The organism is Aeromonas sp. ASNIH4, assembly GCF_002934425.1.
Taxonomy (GTDB): domain Bacteria; phylum Pseudomonadota; class Gammaproteobacteria; order Enterobacterales; family Aeromonadaceae; genus Aeromonas; species Aeromonas hydrophila.
Genome location: NZ_CP026217.1, coordinates 4,583,626 through 4,600,266 on the forward strand (window position 1 = coordinate 4,583,626; position 16,641 = coordinate 4,600,266).

Here is a 16,641-nt window from a genome sequence, read left to right on the forward strand (position 1 = left end):
CACCTACGGGTGCGGGCCGTTCCTATAGTTTTCTCGGCCCGATGCGGGTAAAATTCACGCCCTTATCCAGTCAGTCACTTTTCGACGCGCAACCTCGGTGGTCAGTTATGAAAGAGCATATTCATCATCTACTTGAACAAACGGTAGCCAATCTCAAGTCCGCAGGCGTCTTGCCGGCCGACCTGGAAGCCCGGGTGCAAGTAGACCGATGCAAGGAGAAGGCTCACGGCGACCTGGCCACCAACCTGGCCATGCTGCTGGCCAAACCGGCCCGCAAGAATCCCCGCGAGCTGGCCGCTGCCATCATCGAGCACCTGCCCGCCTCCGATCTGATCGCCAAGGTCGAGATCGCCGGCCCCGGCTTCATCAACTTCTTCTTCGACCCGTGCTGGCTGGCCGGTCAGGTGGAAGCCATGGTGACCTCCGACAACGCCAACGTGAAGCTGCCGGCGCCGCAGACCGTGGTGGTGGACTACTCCGCCCCCAACGTGGCCAAGGAGATGGCGGTGCACCACATCCGCTCCACCGTGCTCGGTGACGTGGCCGCCCGCGCCCTCGAATTCCTGGGCCACAAGGTGGTGCGTGCCAACCACATCGGCGACTGGGGCACCCAGTTCGGCATGCTGATCGCCTATCTGGAGAAGATGGCCAACGAGCACGCCTCCGACATGGAGCTCAAGGACCTGGAAGCCTTCTACACCCAGGCCAAGCGTCACTATGACGAAGACGAAGCCTTCGCCGAGCGCGCCCGCAACTACGTGGTGAAACTGCAAGGTGGCGATGAGTACTGCCGCACCATGTGGAAGAAGCTGGTCGACATGACCATGGAGCAGAACCAGCGCAACTACGACCGTCTGAACATCTCCCTGTCCAACAAGGACATCATGGGCGAGTCCATGTACAACGACATGCTGCCGGAGATCGTTGCCGACCTGAAAGCCAAGGGGCTGGCGGTCGAGAGCGAAGGGGCTACCGTGGTCTTCCTGGACGAGTTCAAGAACAAGGATGGCGAGCCCATGGGCGTCATCATCCAGAAGAGCGACGGCGGTTTCCTCTACACCACCACCGACATCGCCTGCGCCAAATACCGTTACGAGAACCTGGGCGCCGACCGGGTCATGTACTTCATCGACTCCCGTCAGCACCAGCACCTGATGCAGGCCTGGACCATCACCCGCAAGGCGGGCTATGTACCGGAGTCCGTGCCCCTCGAGCACCACGCCTTCGGCATGATGCTGGGCAAGGACGGTCGTCCCTACAAGACCCGCTCCGGCGGCACCGTCAAGCTGGTCGACCTGCTGAACGAAGCGGAAGAGCGCGCCAGCGCCCTGCTGGAGAGCCGCAACAGCGACCTCTCTGCCGAAGAGAAGGCCCAGGTGGTGCACGCCATCGCCATGGGCGCGGTCAAGTATGCGGATCTCTCCAAGAACCGCACCACCGACTACATCTTCGACTGGGATCTGATGCTCTCCTTTGAAGGCAACACGGCGCCGTACCTGCAATACGCCTACACCCGTATCCAGTCCATCTTCCGCAAGGCCGGCGTCGATGCCGACACCCTGAGCGGCAAGGTGGTCCTGAGCGAAGACGCCGAAGAGACCCTGGCCCAGAAGCTGATCCAGTTCTCCGACGCGGTCAACGGCGTGGCGGACAAGGGGATGCCGCACCTGCTCTGTACCTATCTGTACGAGCTCTCCGGCAACTTCATGACCTTCTACGAAGCCTGCCCGATCAATAAGGACGGCGTGGACGAGGCGACCCGCCAGAGCCGTCTGCTGCTGTGCGCCGCCACCGCCAAGGTGCTCAAGCTGGGCCTGGGCGTGCTGGGCATCCACACCCTGGAGCGCATGTAATAGATGGCGACCCGGGATTACGTCGGCAACAGCCCGAGACGACGGGCGGGTGGCCGTAACATCAAGAAAGCGGCCCCTCGCCGCTTTCCTGTTATCCCGGCACTGCTGGCCGGGGCCCTGGTCGTCGGTTTTGGCGCCTTCCTCTACCTCATCAACGGCAAGGGCGCCGATGCCCCCACCATCGAAGAGCAGGTGAAGGCCAACAAACCCAAGGCACAGGGCAATACCCTGCCCCAGGAGAAGTGGAGCTACATCGAGCGGCTGGAGAACAAGCAGGTGGACATCATAGAGCCGCCGCCCCAGCCGGGCGTGCTGCCGCCCCCGCCTGCCGAGACCATGACCCTGCAACCGGAGAAGCTGCCCAAGCCGGTCGCGACCGACATCCCCCAGCCGGGAACCCCCATCGGTCAGGTGAAGCCCTATCAGCCGCAACCGGTGCAACCGGCCAAGCCGGCCACCGGCACCCCGGTCGCCAGCGCCCGGGAGCAGGTGATCGACCAGAAGGCCGAGCGTGAGCGGATGGAGCGAGAGATCCGCGCCGAACTGGAGCGGGAGCGTGCCGAGGCCGCCAGGGCCAAGGCGGCGACCCAGACTGCACAGACCGCAGCCGCCGACGGCGGTCGCTACATGATGCAGTGTGCCGCCCTGCGCTCCCAGGATTCCGCGGAATCCCTCAAGGCGCGCATCGCCTTCACCGCCGGGCTCTCCTCCAGCCTGCAGGTAGTGAACGGGGCCGGTGGCGCCGTCTACAAGGTGATGGTCGGTCCCTTCAACGGCAAGGCGGCGGCCGATGCGGCCAACCGCAAGCTGCAGGGCTCGGGCATCAGCGGCTGCATCCCCAAGAAGGGGTGATCGCCGCGTCCATGCACAGGGCCGGGTGGCAACACCCGGCCCTGTTTCTTTTGGCGCCATCCCGCGCCCACCCGATCCCTCCTCCGCGATCCGTGCTCGGCACAGGCTTGAAAAGCCGTTTTGCCATCCCCATCTTTTCCTCCATGCACAGTCAGGCCGTCATTCGGCTCAAGCGAGGTAAATGAAGTGACTACCATAGTTTCAGTTCGCCGCAACGGTCAGGTCGTCATCGGTGGCGATGGCCAGGTTTCTCTTGGCAACACCGTCATGAAGGGCAACGCCCGCAAGGTTCATCGCCTCTACAACGGCAAGGTACTGGCTGGTTTCGCCGGCGGCACCGCCGACGCCTTCACCCTGCTCGAGCGCTTCGAAGCCAAACTGCAGGCCCATCAGGGCAACCTGGAGCGCGCCGCTGTGGCGCTGGCCAAGGACTGGCGCACCGATCGCGCCCTGCGCCGCCTCGAAGCCCTGCTGGCCGTCGCCGACGAGCACAAATCCTTCATCATCACCGGCAACGGTGACGTGGTGCAGCCGGAGCACGATCTCATCGCCATCGGCAGCGGCGGCAACTTTGCCCAGTCCGCCGCCATCGCCCTGCTGGAGAACACCGAGCTGGATGCCAGGACCATCGTCGAGAAGTCCCTCAAGATTGCGGGCGACATCTGCGTCTTCACCAACGGCAACCACACCATCGAAGTACTGGACTACGCAGCCAAATAAGGCCGCCTTGCCAGACACCCCATTTTCCAAGGGGTGGGCCCTGCCCGCCCCGGATACAGGAACGCCACCATGTCCGAGATGACCCCGAGAGAAATCGTCCACGAGCTGGACAGACACATCATTGGTCAGGCCGACGCCAAGCGCGCGGTCGCCGTAGCCCTGCGCAACCGCTGGCGCCGGATGCAGCTCTCCGAGGAGATGCGCCACGAGGTGACCCCGAAGAACATCCTGATGATCGGCCCGACCGGCGTCGGCAAGACCGAGATCGCCCGTCGCCTGGCCAAGCTGGCCAACGCCCCCTTCATCAAGGTGGAAGCGACCAAGTTCACCGAAGTGGGCTATGTGGGCAAGGAAGTGGACAGCATCATCCGCGATCTGACCGATGTCGCCATCAAGCTGGTGCGCGAGACCGAGATGGAGAAGATGAAATACCGCGCCGAGGAAGCCGCCGAAGAGCGCATCCTCGACGCCCTGCTGCCCAACCCGCGCAACAGCTGGGGTGAGGAAGAGAAAGCCGACAACTCCAACACCCGCCAGATCTTCCGCAAGAAACTGCGGGAAGGTCAGCTGGATGACAAGGAGATCGAGCTGGATCTGGCCGCCTCCCCCATGGGTGTCGAAATCATGACCCCGCCGGGCATGGAAGAGATGGCCAACCAGCTGCAGGGGCTGTTCCAGAACCTGGGCCAGAACCAGAAGAAGAAGCGCAAGATCAAGGTCAAGGAGGCCATGAAGGCGCTGATCGAAGAGGAAGCGGCCCGCCTGGTCAACCCGGAAGAGCTGAAGCAGAAGGCCATCGCCTCCGTCGAGAACAATGGCATCGTCTTCCTCGACGAGATCGACAAGATCTGCAAGCGCGGCGAGAGCTCGGGCCCGGACGTTTCCCGTGAAGGGGTTCAGCGCGACCTGCTGCCGCTGGTCGAGGGCTGCACCGTCAACACCAAGCACGGCATGGTCAAGACCGATCACATCCTGTTTGTCGCCTCCGGTGCCTTCCAGATCGCCAAGCCATCCGACCTCATCCCCGAGCTGCAAGGCCGTCTGCCGATCCGGGTCGAGCTGACCGCCCTGACCACCGAAGACTTCGAGCGCATCTTGACCGAGCCGAACGCCTCCCTGACCGATCAGTACAAGGCGCTGATGGCCACCGAAGGGGTCAACATCGAGTTCACCCAGGATGGCATCCGCCGTCTGGCCGAAGCGGCCTGGCAGGTCAACGAGCGCACCGAGAATATCGGCGCCCGTCGTCTGCACACCGTGATGGAGCGGCTGATGGAAGACATCTCCTACGACGCCTCCGAGAAGTCAGGCGAGACCTTCGTCATCAACACCGACTACGTCAACGCCCACCTCGGCAAGCTGATTGAAGACGAGGATCTGAGCCGCTTCATTCTGTAACAGGTTGATCGATAACGAGGAGCTGAGCGGTTTACTATCCTGCTCAATCCCATAGCAAGACGCCTCCCCTGTGGAGGCGTCTTCGTTTTCAGCGTTCTCCCGACTCGCAGCCGTCCCGGGCCACATCACCCTGCACGGCACGCTCCTCCCTTCCCGCCAACCAGAGCGCACTCATCAGCAGCAAGGCCGTCAGGGCAAAGGTGACCCGGGTGGCAAACGCCAGCTCGTCCGCCGTCGCGAGGGCGAGATCGGGCCACCCCGCCAGGGCGGCGAACAGGCCCCCCAGCCCCGCCGCCCCCGTCAGCTGGCCCAGGTTGCGCGACAGGGTCAGCAGCCCGGCCACGGCGCCACGGCTCGCCCCCTCCGCCTCCCCCACCACGGCGCTGTTGTTGGCGGTCTGGAACAGGGCATAACCGGCGGTGAGCAGCAGGATGGGCAGCAGGTAGCCGAGGGGCCCGAGCGCCCTGTCCAGGAGGGCCAGCAAGACGGCGGCCACCACCATGAGTCCCAGGCCGAGGCGCACCACAGGGTTCGCCCCCACCCTGTCCACCAGCCAGCCGGCGGGCATGCCGGACAGCGCCGCCAGCAGGGGGCCCATGGAGATCATCAGCCCCACCGTCCCCATGTCGAGGGCAAAGGCGCCGTGAAGGTAGAAAGGACCGATCAGCAGCGTCGCCACCATGACGCTGGCCACCAGCGCACTGGCGATGATCCCGCCTCTGCGCCTGGACGCCCCCAACAGCGCCAGGGGCAGCAGGGGGCGACGGGCGCCCGAGTCGGCACGCACGAAGAGCACCATGGCGACGAGCGCCCCTATCCCCGGCCAGACCCCGAGTGGGCTGCCCCGGGTCAGTGCCAGCCCGTAGCAGAGCAGCGCCGTCACCAGCAGCAACAGACTGGTGAGCGGGAGGCCTCCCTCGGCAGAGCCCGCCTCATCCCGGGGCAGATCCCGCCAGGCACACCCCAGCGCAAGCAACGTCAGGGGGAGCAGCAGCAGGAAGGGAGCCTGCCAGCCAAATCCGCCGATCAACAGGCCGCCAAAGGAGGGGCCGAGCGCCGTGCCGCAGGCCGACAGGGTGCCGAGCAATCCCATGCTCCAGCCCCGTCGGGCTGGCGGCACCAGCTCTCCTGCCATGGCCAGCGAGAGCACCAGCATGCAGGCCGCACCCGCCCCTTGCAGGGTGCGAGCGGCAATGAGCCAGCCAATGGAAGGGGCCAGGGCGCACAGCAGGGAAGCCAGCGCAAAGACCCCGGTCCCCCAGAGCAGCAAGCGACGCCGCCCCAGACGATCCCCGAGCCGGCCCGCCACCACCGTCAGACTGGTGATCCCAAGCAGGTAGGCAACCAGCACCCATTGCAGGCTGGCGAAGGGCACGCCGAAGTCCTGCCCCAGGGCAGGCAGCACCAGGTTGGCCATGCTGCCCGCCAGCATGGGCAGCAGGGTGGCGAGCCCGAGCCCCGCGAGGCCAAGACGGCGCGTCACAGGAGGGGAAACAAGAAGTGGTGTGGACATGGCAGTCTCTCCGGCAAGTGATGATGCACTCAGGCTAGCGGGGGGGATGACAAGGCGGAAGACGCACGTATTGCAGCTTATAGTTGCATCAGGCGCCATATGAAGAGACGGCAACTCGGGTATCATGAAGGGGTCGGCCCGTCAGGCGCCGCCTGCGAGGAGACGATCATGACCCCGGATTTCAACCTGCTGATCACCCTGGATGCCCTGCTGGAAGAGGGCAGTGTGGCGGGCGCCGCCAGACGGCTAGGCCTGAGTGCTTCCGCCATGAGCCGGGCCCTGGCAAGGCTGCGGGAGACCACGGGGGATCCGCTGCTCGTGCGGGCGGGACGCGGCCTGATCCCCACCCCCCGGGCGCAGATCCTGCGGGATGAGGTTGCCCGCCTGGTTCAAGAGACCCGGGCCGTGCTGCGCCCCCAGCAGGAAGTAGACCCGGCGAGCCTGGAGCGCACCTTCCGCCTGCGATCCAGTGACGGCTTCGTGGAGGCGGTAGGCCCCGCCCTGCTGGCGCGCCTTGCCGTCGAGGCCCCAGGGGTGCGGCTCCACTTTCTGGCCAAACCCGACAAGGAGAGCGGCCCCCTGCGCCGTGGCGAGCTGGACTTCGAGACCGGAGTCATCGGCGCCACCACGGCCCCCGAGCTGCGCACCCAGGCCCTGTTCCAGGACCACTTCGTCGCCGTGGTGCACCCGGACCACCCCCTCTGCGACGGCACCCTGACCGTGGCGCGCTATGCCGCCGCACGCCACGTGCTGGTCTCCCGCCGGGGCCAGCCTCACAGCCCCATCGACGAGATCCTCGCAGGCCAGGGGAGGCGCGCACCATCACTACCCTGGTCCCCGGGTTTGCGACGGCGCTGGCCCTGGTCAGGGAGAGCAATCTGGTGGCGACGGTGCCGCACCTGCACTGCGCCAGCCTGCTCGGCGATCTGGTCACCCTGCCCCTGCCCTTCGCTCTGCCAGGGATCCGGGTCGCCCTGCTCTGGCACCCCAGTCAGGATGCCGATCCGGGCCACCGCTGGCTGCGCGCCCTGATACGGGACACCTGTGCCCGGCCCCCCTATCACACCGAGGCCACCGACACCCCCTGATCCGGGTCAGGCAGCTCCCGGCTTCATCACCAGCCTCTTGTGGCCCGGGCACCCGCACCCGGGACCAGAAGCGCCTTTCACCACCCCGTCACACCGACATGCCCGTGGCTTGGGCACAAGCGATGGATCCTTCCCCCTGCCGGACGGGGATCACGGCCCCTCAGAGCGGGGCGGATCACATTGCGGGCAAAAAGATCCTGCCACCCGCTTCCGCATTTTTTATACGGACGTATAATTGCGTACAAAATGCATACACCAGGAGCGCCAGCCAGATGCACCCCCCCCGTCAGAAACTGCTCGATACCGGCCTCGCCATCGCCACCGAGAAGGGGCTGCGCGGCCTGACGGTGCGCGAGCTGGCGGCAGCGGCCGAGGTGAACCTCGGCTCCTTCGTCTACCACTTCGGCAACCGCGACGCCTTTATCGACGAGTTGGTCGAGCTCTGGTACGCCCCCCTCTATGACGAGCTCAAGGCGGTGGCAGCCAAAGGCTCCTACTCCTCTGCCATCGCCATGTTCGAGGCGACCATGGAGGCGCTGATCGGGCTGGTGGCGCGCCAGCGCGGCTTCATCAACCACCTGTTTGGCGATGCCCTGGCGGGTGAAGGGGCGGCCCAGCGCTTTCTGCTCAGTCTGCCGCGCCGTCATCCCCTGCTGCTGATCGAGCAGGTACGGATGGCACAGGCGGAAGGGTCGCTGGTCGCGGGTCACCCGCTCCAGCTGATGATCTTCATCATGGGGTCGGTCGGCCTGCCGCTGGTGATCGCCGGCAGCGGTCGTCAGCTCGGCTGGCTGCCCGAACAGGCTGCCCCCTTTCTCAGCCAGATAGACAGCCCCGAGGCCGCCAGACAGCGGCTGGTATGGGCCCTGCGCGGCCTGCGCCCCACCGACATGAAAGAAGGAGAAACGGCATGAAACAACGCATCGCGATGCTAGCTCTGCTGCTGGCCGTTCTCGGTGGTGACCTCTGGCTGCAGAGCCATCCTCAAGGAGAAGCAGCATGAAACAACGCATTGCAATCGTAGCCCTGCTGCTAACTGTTATCGGTGGCTACCTCTGGTGGCAGGGGCGCCCGGCCGACGGATCCATCCTCTACGGCAACGTCGATATTCGCGACGTCAATCTGGCCTTTCGGGTCGGCGGCCGCGTCGATCAGGTGCTGGTCGATGAGGGGGATAGCGTGAAAGCGGGTCAACTGCTGGCCCGCCTCGATCCGGTTCCCCTCACCCACAGCCGCGACAGCGCCCGCGCCAATCTGGCTGCGCTCACTGCCGCCAACGCCTTGATCCACAAAGGCTATCGCAGCGAAGAGACCGACCGCGCCCGGGCCGCACTTGCCGCCGCCGAAGCCGCTGCACTGGAGGCCAACCAGCAGTGGCGCCGCCAGAGCGCATTGGCCGCCACCGGCGCCATCTCCCGCGGTCAGCTCGATACTGCCCGCTCCCAGCGGGATCAGACCCAGGCGCAGGTGCGCTCGGCCCGCGAACAGCTCGCCCAGCTCGAAACCGGCTACCGCCCGGAGGAAATCGCCCAGTCCGATGCCCAGCTGGAAGGGGCCAAAGCGGCGCTCGCCAGTGCCGAGCTGGCGCTGGCGGATGCCAGCCTGACCACCCCCAGCGACGGCATCATCATCAGCCGCGCCATCGAGAACGGCAGCATGGTGCAGAGCGGAGCGACCGCCTTCAACCTCTCCCTGACCGCGCCGGTCTGGGTGCGCGCCTATGTGGAGGAGCCCTGGCTCGGCCACTTCCCGAGCGGCGCCAGGGTGACCCTCACCACCGACTCGCGGCCGGATCAGCCCTATCACGGAGTAGTGGGATTTGTCTCGCCCACCGCCGAGTTCACTCCGAAATCGGTGGAAACGCCGGATCTTCGCACCCACCTCGTCTACCGGCTGCGCATCGTGGTACAGGATCCCGACCCGGCCCTGCGCCAAGGGATGCCGGTCACCGTCAGGCTGGCGCCATGAGCTGCGCCATCTCCCTCGAGGGGCTCACCAAACGCTTTGGCGAGCGGGTCGCCCTCAACGCCATCTCGGCCACCATTCCGGCTGGCGGCATCACCGGGCTGGTCGGCCCCGACGGCGCCGGCAAGAGCACTTTGCTACGCCTGCTGGCCGGTCTGCTGATCCCGGAAGCGGGCACCATCCGGGTGCTGGGGCTGGATCCGGTGAGCGAGGGGGATCTGCTGCGTCAGCGCCTCGGCTACATGCCCCAGCAGTTCGGCCTCTACGAAGATCTCAGCGTGCTGGAGAACCTCACCCTCTATGCCGACCTACGCGGTGTACTGGAGCCCGAACGCACGCCCACCTTCGCGCGGCTGCTCGCCTTCACCGATCTTGCCCGCTTCACCGCGCGGCCAGCCGGCAAGCTCTCTGGCGGGATGAAGCAGAAACTCGGGCTGGCCTGCGCCCTGCTCGGCACCCCGGATGTGCTGCTGCTCGACGAACCCGGGGTCGGGGTCGATCCCATCTCCCGCCGCGCCCTCTGGCAGATGGTGCGGGAGCTGGCAAAAGGGGGGATGACGGTGCTCTGGAGTACCGCCTATCTCGATGAGGCGGAGCTGTGCGACCACGTGCTGCTGATGGCAGATGGCGAGGTGCGCACCAGCGGCACCCCGGCCGATCTGATGGGGGCCATGGCCAGCCGCTGCTGGCTGCTGGAGGCGGGGCAGCTGGATGGCCGCGAGCGACGCGCCCTGCTGCGCCGGGCACTGGCTCACCCGTCGGTGATGGATGGCGCGGTGGCGGGGGAGCGGGTTCGCCTGCTGCTGCACCCGGGCATGACGCCCCCGCCGCTCCCGGAGCTGCATCTCGCCAACGGCGCCTTTCAACCGGCCCAGCCCCGGCTGGAGGATGCCTTTATCGACCTGCTCGGCGGCGGCCCCGGCGGGGAGTCGAGTCTGGCAGCCGGGATGCGGGAAGCCGAACTGCCGCAGGGGGTCTCCCCCGAGGCGGTGATCGAGGCGCGCCACCTCACCAAGCGGTTCGGCGATTTCGCCGCCACCGATGATGTCAGCTTTGCGGTGCGCCGCGGCGAGATCTTCGGCCTGCTCGGCCCCAACGGGGCGGGCAAGTCCACCACCTTCAAGATGGAGTGCGGCCTGCTGCGCCCGAGCGAGGGACAGGCGCTGGTAACCGGCATCGATCTGGCCCACAGCCCCTCGGCAGCGCGCCAGCGCCTCGGCTACATGGCGCAGAAGTTCTCCCTCTACAAGCAGCTCACCGTGGCCCAGAACCTCTCCTTCTTCGCCGGTATCTACGGCCTGTTCGGCCGCCACCAGCAGACGCGGATCGATGCCATGGTGGCTGCCTTTGCCCTCGCCCCCTGGCTCGATCAGAAGGCGGAATCCCTGCCGCTCGGCCTGCGCCAGCGCTTATCGCTCGCCTGCGCCCTGCTGCACGAGCCACCGCTGCTGTTTCTCGACGAGCCCACCTCCGGGGTCGATCCGGTGACCCGGCGCGAGTTCTGGTCGCACATCAACGCGCTGGCCGACCACGGCGTCACCGTGCTGGTCACCACCCACTTTATGGACGAGGCGGAGTATTGCGACCGCATCGCCCTCATCTATCGCGGCAAGCTGCTGGCGCTCGGCACCCCGGACGATCTCAAGGGGCTGGCTGCCAAAGAGGCGGCGACCCCTTTGCAAACCGGCTCCTTGCCGACCTGTTCTTTGCCAACAATGGAAGAGGCCTTTATCACCCTGGTCGAGCGGGCCAGCGAGGAGGACGCATGAGCATCAACCGTCGACGACTGCTGGCCCTCTGCCGCAAGGAGTCGCTGCAAATCGTCCGTGACCCGAGCAGCATCCTCATCGCCTTCATCATGCCGGTGGTGCTGCTGGTGGTGATGGGCTACGCCATCAATCTGGATGTGGACCATCTGCGCCTCGGCATCTGGCGCACCGACAGCGGCGCCCCGGCGGTGCGGCTGGAGCAGGCCCTGCGCGGCTCTACCGCGCTGGAGATCCACAGCGGCCCGAGCAAGGAGTCCCTGCTCGCCAGTCTGGCCCGTGGCGAGATCCGCGGCCTGCTGATGATCGATGACGGCTTCTCCCGCGCGCTGGCCGGTCAGGGTAATGGCACGCCGCAGGCGCTGCTGCTGACCGACGGCTCCGAGCCCAACACCGCCAACTTCGTCACCAACTATGTGCAGGGGATCTGGCAGGGATGGCTCGCTGGCGAGGGGGTCGCCATGCCGGTGTCGATAGAGAGCCGCGCCTGGTTCAACCCGGCGCTGGTGAGCCGCAACTTTCTGGTGCCGGGCTCCATTGCGGTGGTGATGACCATCATAGGGGCCCTGCTCACCTCGCTGGTGGTGGCGCGGGAGTGGGAGCGCGGCACCATGGAGGCGCTGCTCGCCACCCCGGTCACCAAGGGGGAGCTGCTGCTCTCCAAGCTGCTGCCCTACTATGGCCTTGGCATCATTGCCATGCTGCTCTGCCTGCTCTTCTCGGTGGCGGTGATGGCGGTGCCGTGGCGCGGCTCCCTGCTGCTGCTCTTTCTGGTCACCAGCGTCTTTCTCGGCAGCGCCCTCGGGCTCGGGCTGTTCCTCTCCACCGTGATGCGCAGCCAGTTCAATGCCGCACAGGCTGCGCTGATCGCTGCGTTTCTGCCCGCGGTGATGCTGTCGGGCTTCGTGTTCGAGATCGCCAGCATGCCACCGCTGCTTCGGGCCATCACCCACCTCATTCCGGCCCGCTACTTCGCGAGCTCCTTGCAGACCCTCTATCAGGCGGGCAGCGTCTTCTCGATCCTGCTGGTCAACGGTTTCTGTCTGCTGCTGCTGGCCGGTTTCTGGCTGGCCCTGACCGCCCGCAAGACGCGGCGCACTCTGGAGTAACCCATGCTGATCCGACTCTGGTGGCTGATCCGAAAAGAGCTGCAGGCCCTGATGGGCAATACTCAGGGGCGCTTTCTGCTCATCATGCCGGTGCTGCTGCAAACCGCCCTCTTCCCGTTCGCCGCCACTCTGGAGGTGACCGGCAACACGCTGGCCATCTACAACCAGGATGGCGGTGCCCAGAGCCGCGAGCTGCTGGAGCGCCTCACCCATATGCCCGCCTTCACCACCATCATCCCGGTGCAAGGCGAGGCGGGCATGACCGAGGCCATCACCGGGCAGCAGGCACTGCTCGGGCTGATTATTCCGGGGGATTTCTCGCGCCGGCTGGCTCGGGGCGAACCGGCCAAGGTGCAGCTGATTATCGATGGCCGTCGCTCCAACGGCGGTCAGGTGGCGGCTGGCTACATCAGTCAGGTGATCGCCCGCTGGCAGAATGAAGAAGGGAACGCAGGCAAGGCGCCGCCGACCCTCGCGGTGCGCAACCTCTACAACCCCAACGTCGAGTTCCACTGGCATATCCTGCCGGCCCTGGTGGCCATCATCACCACCACCGGCTGTCTGATTGTCACCGCCCTCTCGGTCGCGCGGGAGCGGGAGGAGGGCACCTTCGATCAGCTGCTGGTTTCCCCCCTCACCGCAGGCTGGATCATGGCGGGCAAGGCGGTGCCCGGCATCCTGGTGGCGGTGGGACAAGGGATCATCGTCGCGCTGGCCGCCCGTTTTGTCTTTCACCTCCCCTTTGCCGGCAGCCTCAGCCTGCTGATGGCGGGCATGGTCTGCTACGGCCTGGCACTGGCCGGGATCGGGCTCTTCATCTCGTCGTTCTGCTCGACCCAGCAACAGGCCTTTCTCGGGGTCTTCTCCTTCACCGTGCCGGCGGTGATCCTCTCGGGCTATATCTCGCCGGTGGAGAACATGCCGCAGGTGTTCCAGTGGCTGGCTGCCATCGACCCTCTCACCCACTTCATCGTGCTGCTCAAGGGGGTCTTTTTGAAGGGGTTCGACTGGTCGGCGGCCTGGCCCCTGCTCTGGCCGCTGCTCGCCATCGCCGGCGTCACCCTGTCGCTGGCGCTCGCCATGTTCCGCCGCCATATCGCCTGACGTGCCGCCTTGATCAGCTGATGCCGGTCTCGCCCAGTGCGAGACCGGCCTTTTTCCGACATAAGTTTTCACTCCCCGGCAGTGGGTAAACCAGGCTTTCCCTCCACCATTCCTCACCCCGAGCCAGCCCAGAAATCATTAACTGGTATACCTATTTTTGTATAGTGTTGAATTTTCTCGAATTACCCCTGAGGAGATATATAAATAGACACTTGATTTGCATCAATCGCCCACCCCTGCCGACTGGGTAGCCTAGCCTCAGAATGATGTTTTATTACTCCAAACTTGAGGCAACTATGAGCAAAGTCAGACTGGTCGTTGTGGGCAACGGCATGGTGGGGCACCGCTTCATCGAAGAGCTGATCGAGCGGGCCGACCCGGGCCGCTACGAGATCACCGTCTTCGGTGCAGAACCCCGTCCCGCCTACGATCGCGTCCATCTCTCCTCCTACTTCTCCCATCACACCAGCGAAGATCTCTCCCTCGTCAAACCCGGCTTCTACGACAAGCACGGCATCCGCCTGCTGCTCGGCGAAGCGGTGAAAAAAATCGACAGGGCCAACCGCGAAGTGCACTCCAACAAGGGCACTGTGGTCGAGTACGACAAGCTGGTGCTGGCCACCGGTTCCTACCCCTGGGTGCCGCCCATCCAGGGCAGCCAGCACCATGAGTGCTTCGTCTATCGCACCATCGAGGATCTGAAAGCCATCCGCAGCGCCGCCAAGAGCGGCAAGAGCGGGGTGGTGATCGGGGGCGGTCTGCTTGGCCTCGAAGCCGCCGGCGCCCTCAAGGCGCTGGGTCTCGAGACCCACGTGGTGGAATTTGCCCCTGTGCTGATGGCCGAGCAGCTCGACGGTCAGGGCGGCCAGCTGCTGCGCCGCAAGATTGAATCCATGGGGGTGCAGGTACACACCAGCAAGAGCACCAGCGAGATCCTGATGCATGGCGGCGAGCAGGCGAAACACCGCCTCGCCTTCGCTGACGGCAGCCAGCTGGAAGTGGACGTGGTGGTCTTCTCCACCGGCATTCGCCCGCAAGATACCCTCGGCCGTTACGGTGATCTCGCCATCGCCGAGCGCGGCGGCATCGTCATCGATGATCACTGCCTCACCTCAGACCCCGACATCTATGCCATCGGCGAGTGCGCCGCCTGGCAGGGCCGCTTCTTCGGGCTGGTGGCACCGGGCTACAAGATGGCCCAGATCACCGTCGACCATCTGCTCGGCGGCGACAGCCGTTTCGAAGGGGCGGACATGAGCGCCAAGCTCAAGCTGCTCGGCGTCTCCGTCGGCTCCATCGGTGATGCCCACGGCCGCACCCCGGGCAGCCACAGCTATGTGTTCCAGGACGACCAGGCCGGTGTCTACAAGAAGATCGTGGTGAGCGAAGACAACAGCCGATTGCTCGGCGCCGTGCTGGTGGGTGACGTGGAAGATTACGGCAACCTGCTGCAGATGATGCTCAACGCCCTGCCGCTGCCGAGCCACCCGGACACCCTGATCCTGCCCGCCTACGCCGGTGCCAAGCCGACGCTGGGGGTGGATGCCCTGCCGGAAAGCGCCCAGATCTGCTCCTGCTTCGACGTCTCCAAGGGCGACATCGCCAAGGCGGTGGCCGAGGGTCACACCACCCTTGCCGCCATCAAGCAGCACACCAAGGCCGGTACCGGCTGCGGCGGCTGCGTGCCGCTCATCAGTCAGGTGCTCAACGCCGAACTGGTGAAGCAGGGCATCGAGGTCAACAACCACCTCTGCGCCCACTTCCCCCACTCCCGTCAGGAGCTGTTCCATCTGGTCAAGGTGGAGGGGATCAAGAGCTTCGACGAACTGCTGGCCAAGCACGGTCAAGGCTATGGCTGCGAGGTGTGCAAACCGACCGTCGGCTCCATCCTCGCCTCCTGCTGGAACGAGCATGTGCTGAGCCCGCGCAACATCCCGCTGCAGGACACCAACGATATCTTCCTCGGCAACATGCAAAAGGACGGCAGCTACTCCGTCATCCCGCGCATGGCCGGTGGCGAGGTAACCCCGGAAGGGCTGCTGGCGGTGGCCGAAGTGGCCCGCGACTACAAGCTCTACACCAAGATCACCGGTGCCCAGCGTATCGGTCTGTTCGGGGCCCAGAAGGATGATCTGCCCGCCATCTGGCGCAAACTGCTGGCAGCCGGATTCGAGACCGGTCAGGCCTACGCCAAGGCGCTGCGCATGGCCAAGACCTGCGTCGGCAGCACCTGGTGCCGCTTCGGTGTGCAGGACAGCGTCGGCCTCGGGGTCTTCCTCGAGAACCGCTACAAGGGGATTCGCACCCCGCACAAGATGAAGTTCGGCGTCTCCGGCTGCACCCGCGAATGTGCGGAAGCGCAGGGCAAGGACGTTGGCATCATCGCCACCGATGCGGGCTGGAACCTCTATGTGGGCGGCAACGGTGGCATGAAGCCGCGCCACGCCGATCTGCTGGTGTCTGACCTCGACCGCGAGACCCTCATCAAGCTGATCGACCGTTTCATGATGTTCTACATCACCAGCGCCGACAAACTGCAGCGCACCTCGGTCTGGCTCGGCAACCTGGAAGGGGGTGTCGACTACCTGCGCGAAGTGATCGTCGACGACAAGCTGGGGCTGGCCGAGACACTGGAGCGCGATATCCAGACCCTCATCGACAGCTACGAGTGCGAATGGTCGCGCACCCTCAATGAAGAGGAAGCGCTCAAGCGTTTCAGCCACTTCATCAACAGCGACAAGCGCGACCCGGACGTGCAGTTCGTCAGCGAACGCGACCAGCACAGACCCGCCACTCCGGCCGAGCGCATCCCCGTCTACCAGATCGAGGTGGAGACCAAATGATGAAATTAGCCTGCCAACTCAACGACATCCTGCCGGGAACCGGTGTCTGCGCTCTGATCGAGGGTCGTCAGATCGCCCTGTTCCGCCCGAGCGCGGCCGCCGAGGTGTTCGCCATCGACAACCGGGATCCCTTCTTCGCCGCCAACGTGCTGTCGCGGGGCCTGATCTGCGAACACGACGGCGATCTCTGGGTGGCCAGCCCGCTCAAGAAGCAGCGTTTTCGCCTGAGCGATGGCCACTGTTTCGACAACCCTGCGATGTCGGTGCAGAGCTATCCAGTTGAAGTGCGTGATCAGCAGGTCTGGATCGCCGTCTAACACCAGACCCCACCCCGGCCCTCCCCTTCACAGGTGAGGGAGCAAAAAGCCCCTCCCCCTTGACAAGGGGGAGGCAGGGAGGGGGTTAAAAAACAGTCAGGGCTGCCTGCAGG

At 65.4% G+C, this 16,641-nt stretch carries 12 protein-coding genes and 1 pseudogene; 12 read left to right on the forward strand and 1 reads right to left on the reverse strand.

Features of this window, described 5'->3' with window-relative positions:
* Positions 1 to 107 precede the first annotated feature (107 nt).
* The 4 genes from argS (at position 108) to hslU (ending at position 4,823) form a co-directional block, all read left to right on the forward strand.
* Positions 108 to 1,853 carry an arginine--tRNA ligase gene (argS, locus tag C2U40_RS21555; protein WP_103828810.1) on the forward strand — a complete coding sequence of 582 codons (1,746 nt, stop codon included), beginning with the start codon at positions 108 to 110 and terminating at the stop codon, positions 1,851 to 1,853.
* A gap of 3 nt (positions 1,854 to 1,856) precedes the next feature.
* Positions 1,857 to 2,705: an SPOR domain-containing protein gene (locus tag C2U40_RS21560; protein ID WP_103828809.1), complete on the forward strand. Its 849-nt coding sequence runs from the start codon at positions 1,857 to 1,859 to the stop codon at positions 2,703 to 2,705.
* A gap of 186 nt (positions 2,706 to 2,891) precedes the next feature.
* Positions 2,892 to 3,425, forward strand: coding sequence for an ATP-dependent protease subunit HslV (gene hslV, locus C2U40_RS21565; RefSeq protein ID WP_005342555.1), 534 nt, complete (start codon positions 2,892 to 2,894; stop codon positions 3,423 to 3,425).
* A 69-nt stretch (positions 3,426 to 3,494) separates the two neighbouring features.
* Positions 3,495 to 4,823, forward strand: coding sequence for an HslU--HslV peptidase ATPase subunit (hslU, locus tag C2U40_RS21570; protein ID WP_010676031.1), 1,329 nt, complete (start codon positions 3,495 to 3,497; stop codon positions 4,821 to 4,823).
* An 88-nt stretch (positions 4,824 to 4,911) separates the two neighbouring features.
* On the opposite strand, the gene C2U40_RS21575 is transcribed toward hslU, so the two are convergent.
* Positions 4,912 to 6,336, reverse strand: coding sequence for an MFS transporter (locus C2U40_RS21575; RefSeq protein WP_103850991.1), 1,425 nt, complete (start codon positions 6,334 to 6,336; stop codon positions 4,912 to 4,914).
* A 165-nt stretch (positions 6,337 to 6,501) separates the two neighbouring features.
* Between C2U40_RS21575 and C2U40_RS26925 the strand changes: the two are divergent.
* From C2U40_RS26925 to nirD, 8 genes and pseudogenes are all read left to right on the forward strand, one after another.
* A pseudogene (locus tag C2U40_RS26925) lies at positions 6,502 to 7,424 on the forward strand (LysR family transcriptional regulator).
* A 272-nt stretch (positions 7,425 to 7,696) separates the two neighbouring features.
* On the forward strand, positions 7,697 to 8,338 hold the full coding sequence (locus C2U40_RS21585; RefSeq protein ID WP_103829269.1) for a TetR/AcrR family transcriptional regulator: 642 nt from the start codon (positions 7,697 to 7,699) through the stop codon (positions 8,336 to 8,338).
* A gap of 85 nt (positions 8,339 to 8,423) precedes the next feature.
* Positions 8,424 to 9,392 (forward strand): secretion protein HlyD, encoded by a 969-nt coding sequence (gene hlyD / locus C2U40_RS21590; protein ID WP_103829268.1) that lies wholly within the window; start codon positions 8,424 to 8,426, stop codon positions 9,390 to 9,392.
* Complete coding sequence (locus C2U40_RS21595) at positions 9,389 to 11,158, forward strand: ATP-binding cassette domain-containing protein (RefSeq protein WP_103829267.1); 1,770 nt, start codon at positions 9,389 to 9,391, stop codon at positions 11,156 to 11,158. Before hlyD ends, C2U40_RS21595 begins: the two co-directional genes overlap by 4 nt.
* A complete protein-coding gene (locus tag C2U40_RS21600; protein ID WP_042864763.1) occupies positions 11,155 to 12,264 on the forward strand; it encodes an ABC transporter permease in 1,110 nt (369 codons plus the stop codon). Before C2U40_RS21595 ends, C2U40_RS21600 begins: the two co-directional genes overlap by 4 nt.
* 3 nt (positions 12,265 to 12,267) lie before the next feature.
* Positions 12,268 to 13,368: an ABC transporter permease gene (locus C2U40_RS21605; protein ID WP_041211958.1), complete on the forward strand. Its 1,101-nt coding sequence runs from the start codon at positions 12,268 to 12,270 to the stop codon at positions 13,366 to 13,368.
* Positions 13,369 to 13,664: 296 nt separating this feature from the next.
* Positions 13,665 to 16,211 (forward strand): nitrite reductase large subunit NirB, encoded by a 2,547-nt coding sequence (gene nirB / locus C2U40_RS21610; protein ID WP_181014973.1) that lies wholly within the window; start codon positions 13,665 to 13,667, stop codon positions 16,209 to 16,211.
* Entirely contained in the window at positions 16,211 to 16,528 is a 318-nt protein-coding gene (gene nirD / locus C2U40_RS21615) for a nitrite reductase small subunit NirD (RefSeq protein WP_103829265.1), read from the forward strand. The genes nirB and nirD overlap by 1 nt, the downstream gene beginning before the upstream one ends.
* The last annotated feature ends 113 nt before the right edge of the window (positions 16,529 to 16,641 follow it).

Bases quoted from the DNA above. Each gene is read 5' to 3' on its own strand.
- hslU (WP_010676031.1), top strand. From the start codon at position 3,495: ATGTCCGAGATGACCCCGAGAGAAATCGTCCACGAGCTGGACAGACAC.
- C2U40_RS21595 (WP_103829267.1), top strand. From the start codon at position 9,389: ATGAGCTGCGCCATCTCCCTCGAGGGGCTCACCAAACGCTTTGGCGAG.
- C2U40_RS21575 (WP_103850991.1), bottom strand. From the start codon at position 6,336: ATGTCCACACCACTTCTTGTTTCCCCTCCTGTGACGCGCCGTCTTGGC.
- C2U40_RS21560 (WP_103828809.1), top strand. From the start codon at position 1,857: ATGGCGACCCGGGATTACGTCGGCAACAGCCCGAGACGACGGGCGGGT.
- C2U40_RS21585 (WP_103829269.1), top strand. From the start codon at position 7,697: ATGCACCCCCCCCGTCAGAAACTGCTCGATACCGGCCTCGCCATCGCC.
- nirB (WP_181014973.1), top strand. From the start codon at position 13,665: ATGAGCAAAGTCAGACTGGTCGTTGTGGGCAACGGCATGGTGGGGCAC.
- C2U40_RS21600 (WP_042864763.1), top strand. From the start codon at position 11,155: ATGAGCATCAACCGTCGACGACTGCTGGCCCTCTGCCGCAAGGAGTCG.
- nirD (WP_103829265.1), top strand. From the start codon at position 16,211: ATGAAATTAGCCTGCCAACTCAACGACATCCTGCCGGGAACCGGTGTC.
- argS (WP_103828810.1), top strand. From the start codon at position 108: ATGAAAGAGCATATTCATCATCTACTTGAACAAACGGTAGCCAATCTC.
- C2U40_RS21605 (WP_041211958.1), top strand. From the start codon at position 12,268: ATGCTGATCCGACTCTGGTGGCTGATCCGAAAAGAGCTGCAGGCCCTG.
- hlyD (WP_103829268.1), top strand. From the start codon at position 8,424: ATGAAACAACGCATTGCAATCGTAGCCCTGCTGCTAACTGTTATCGGT.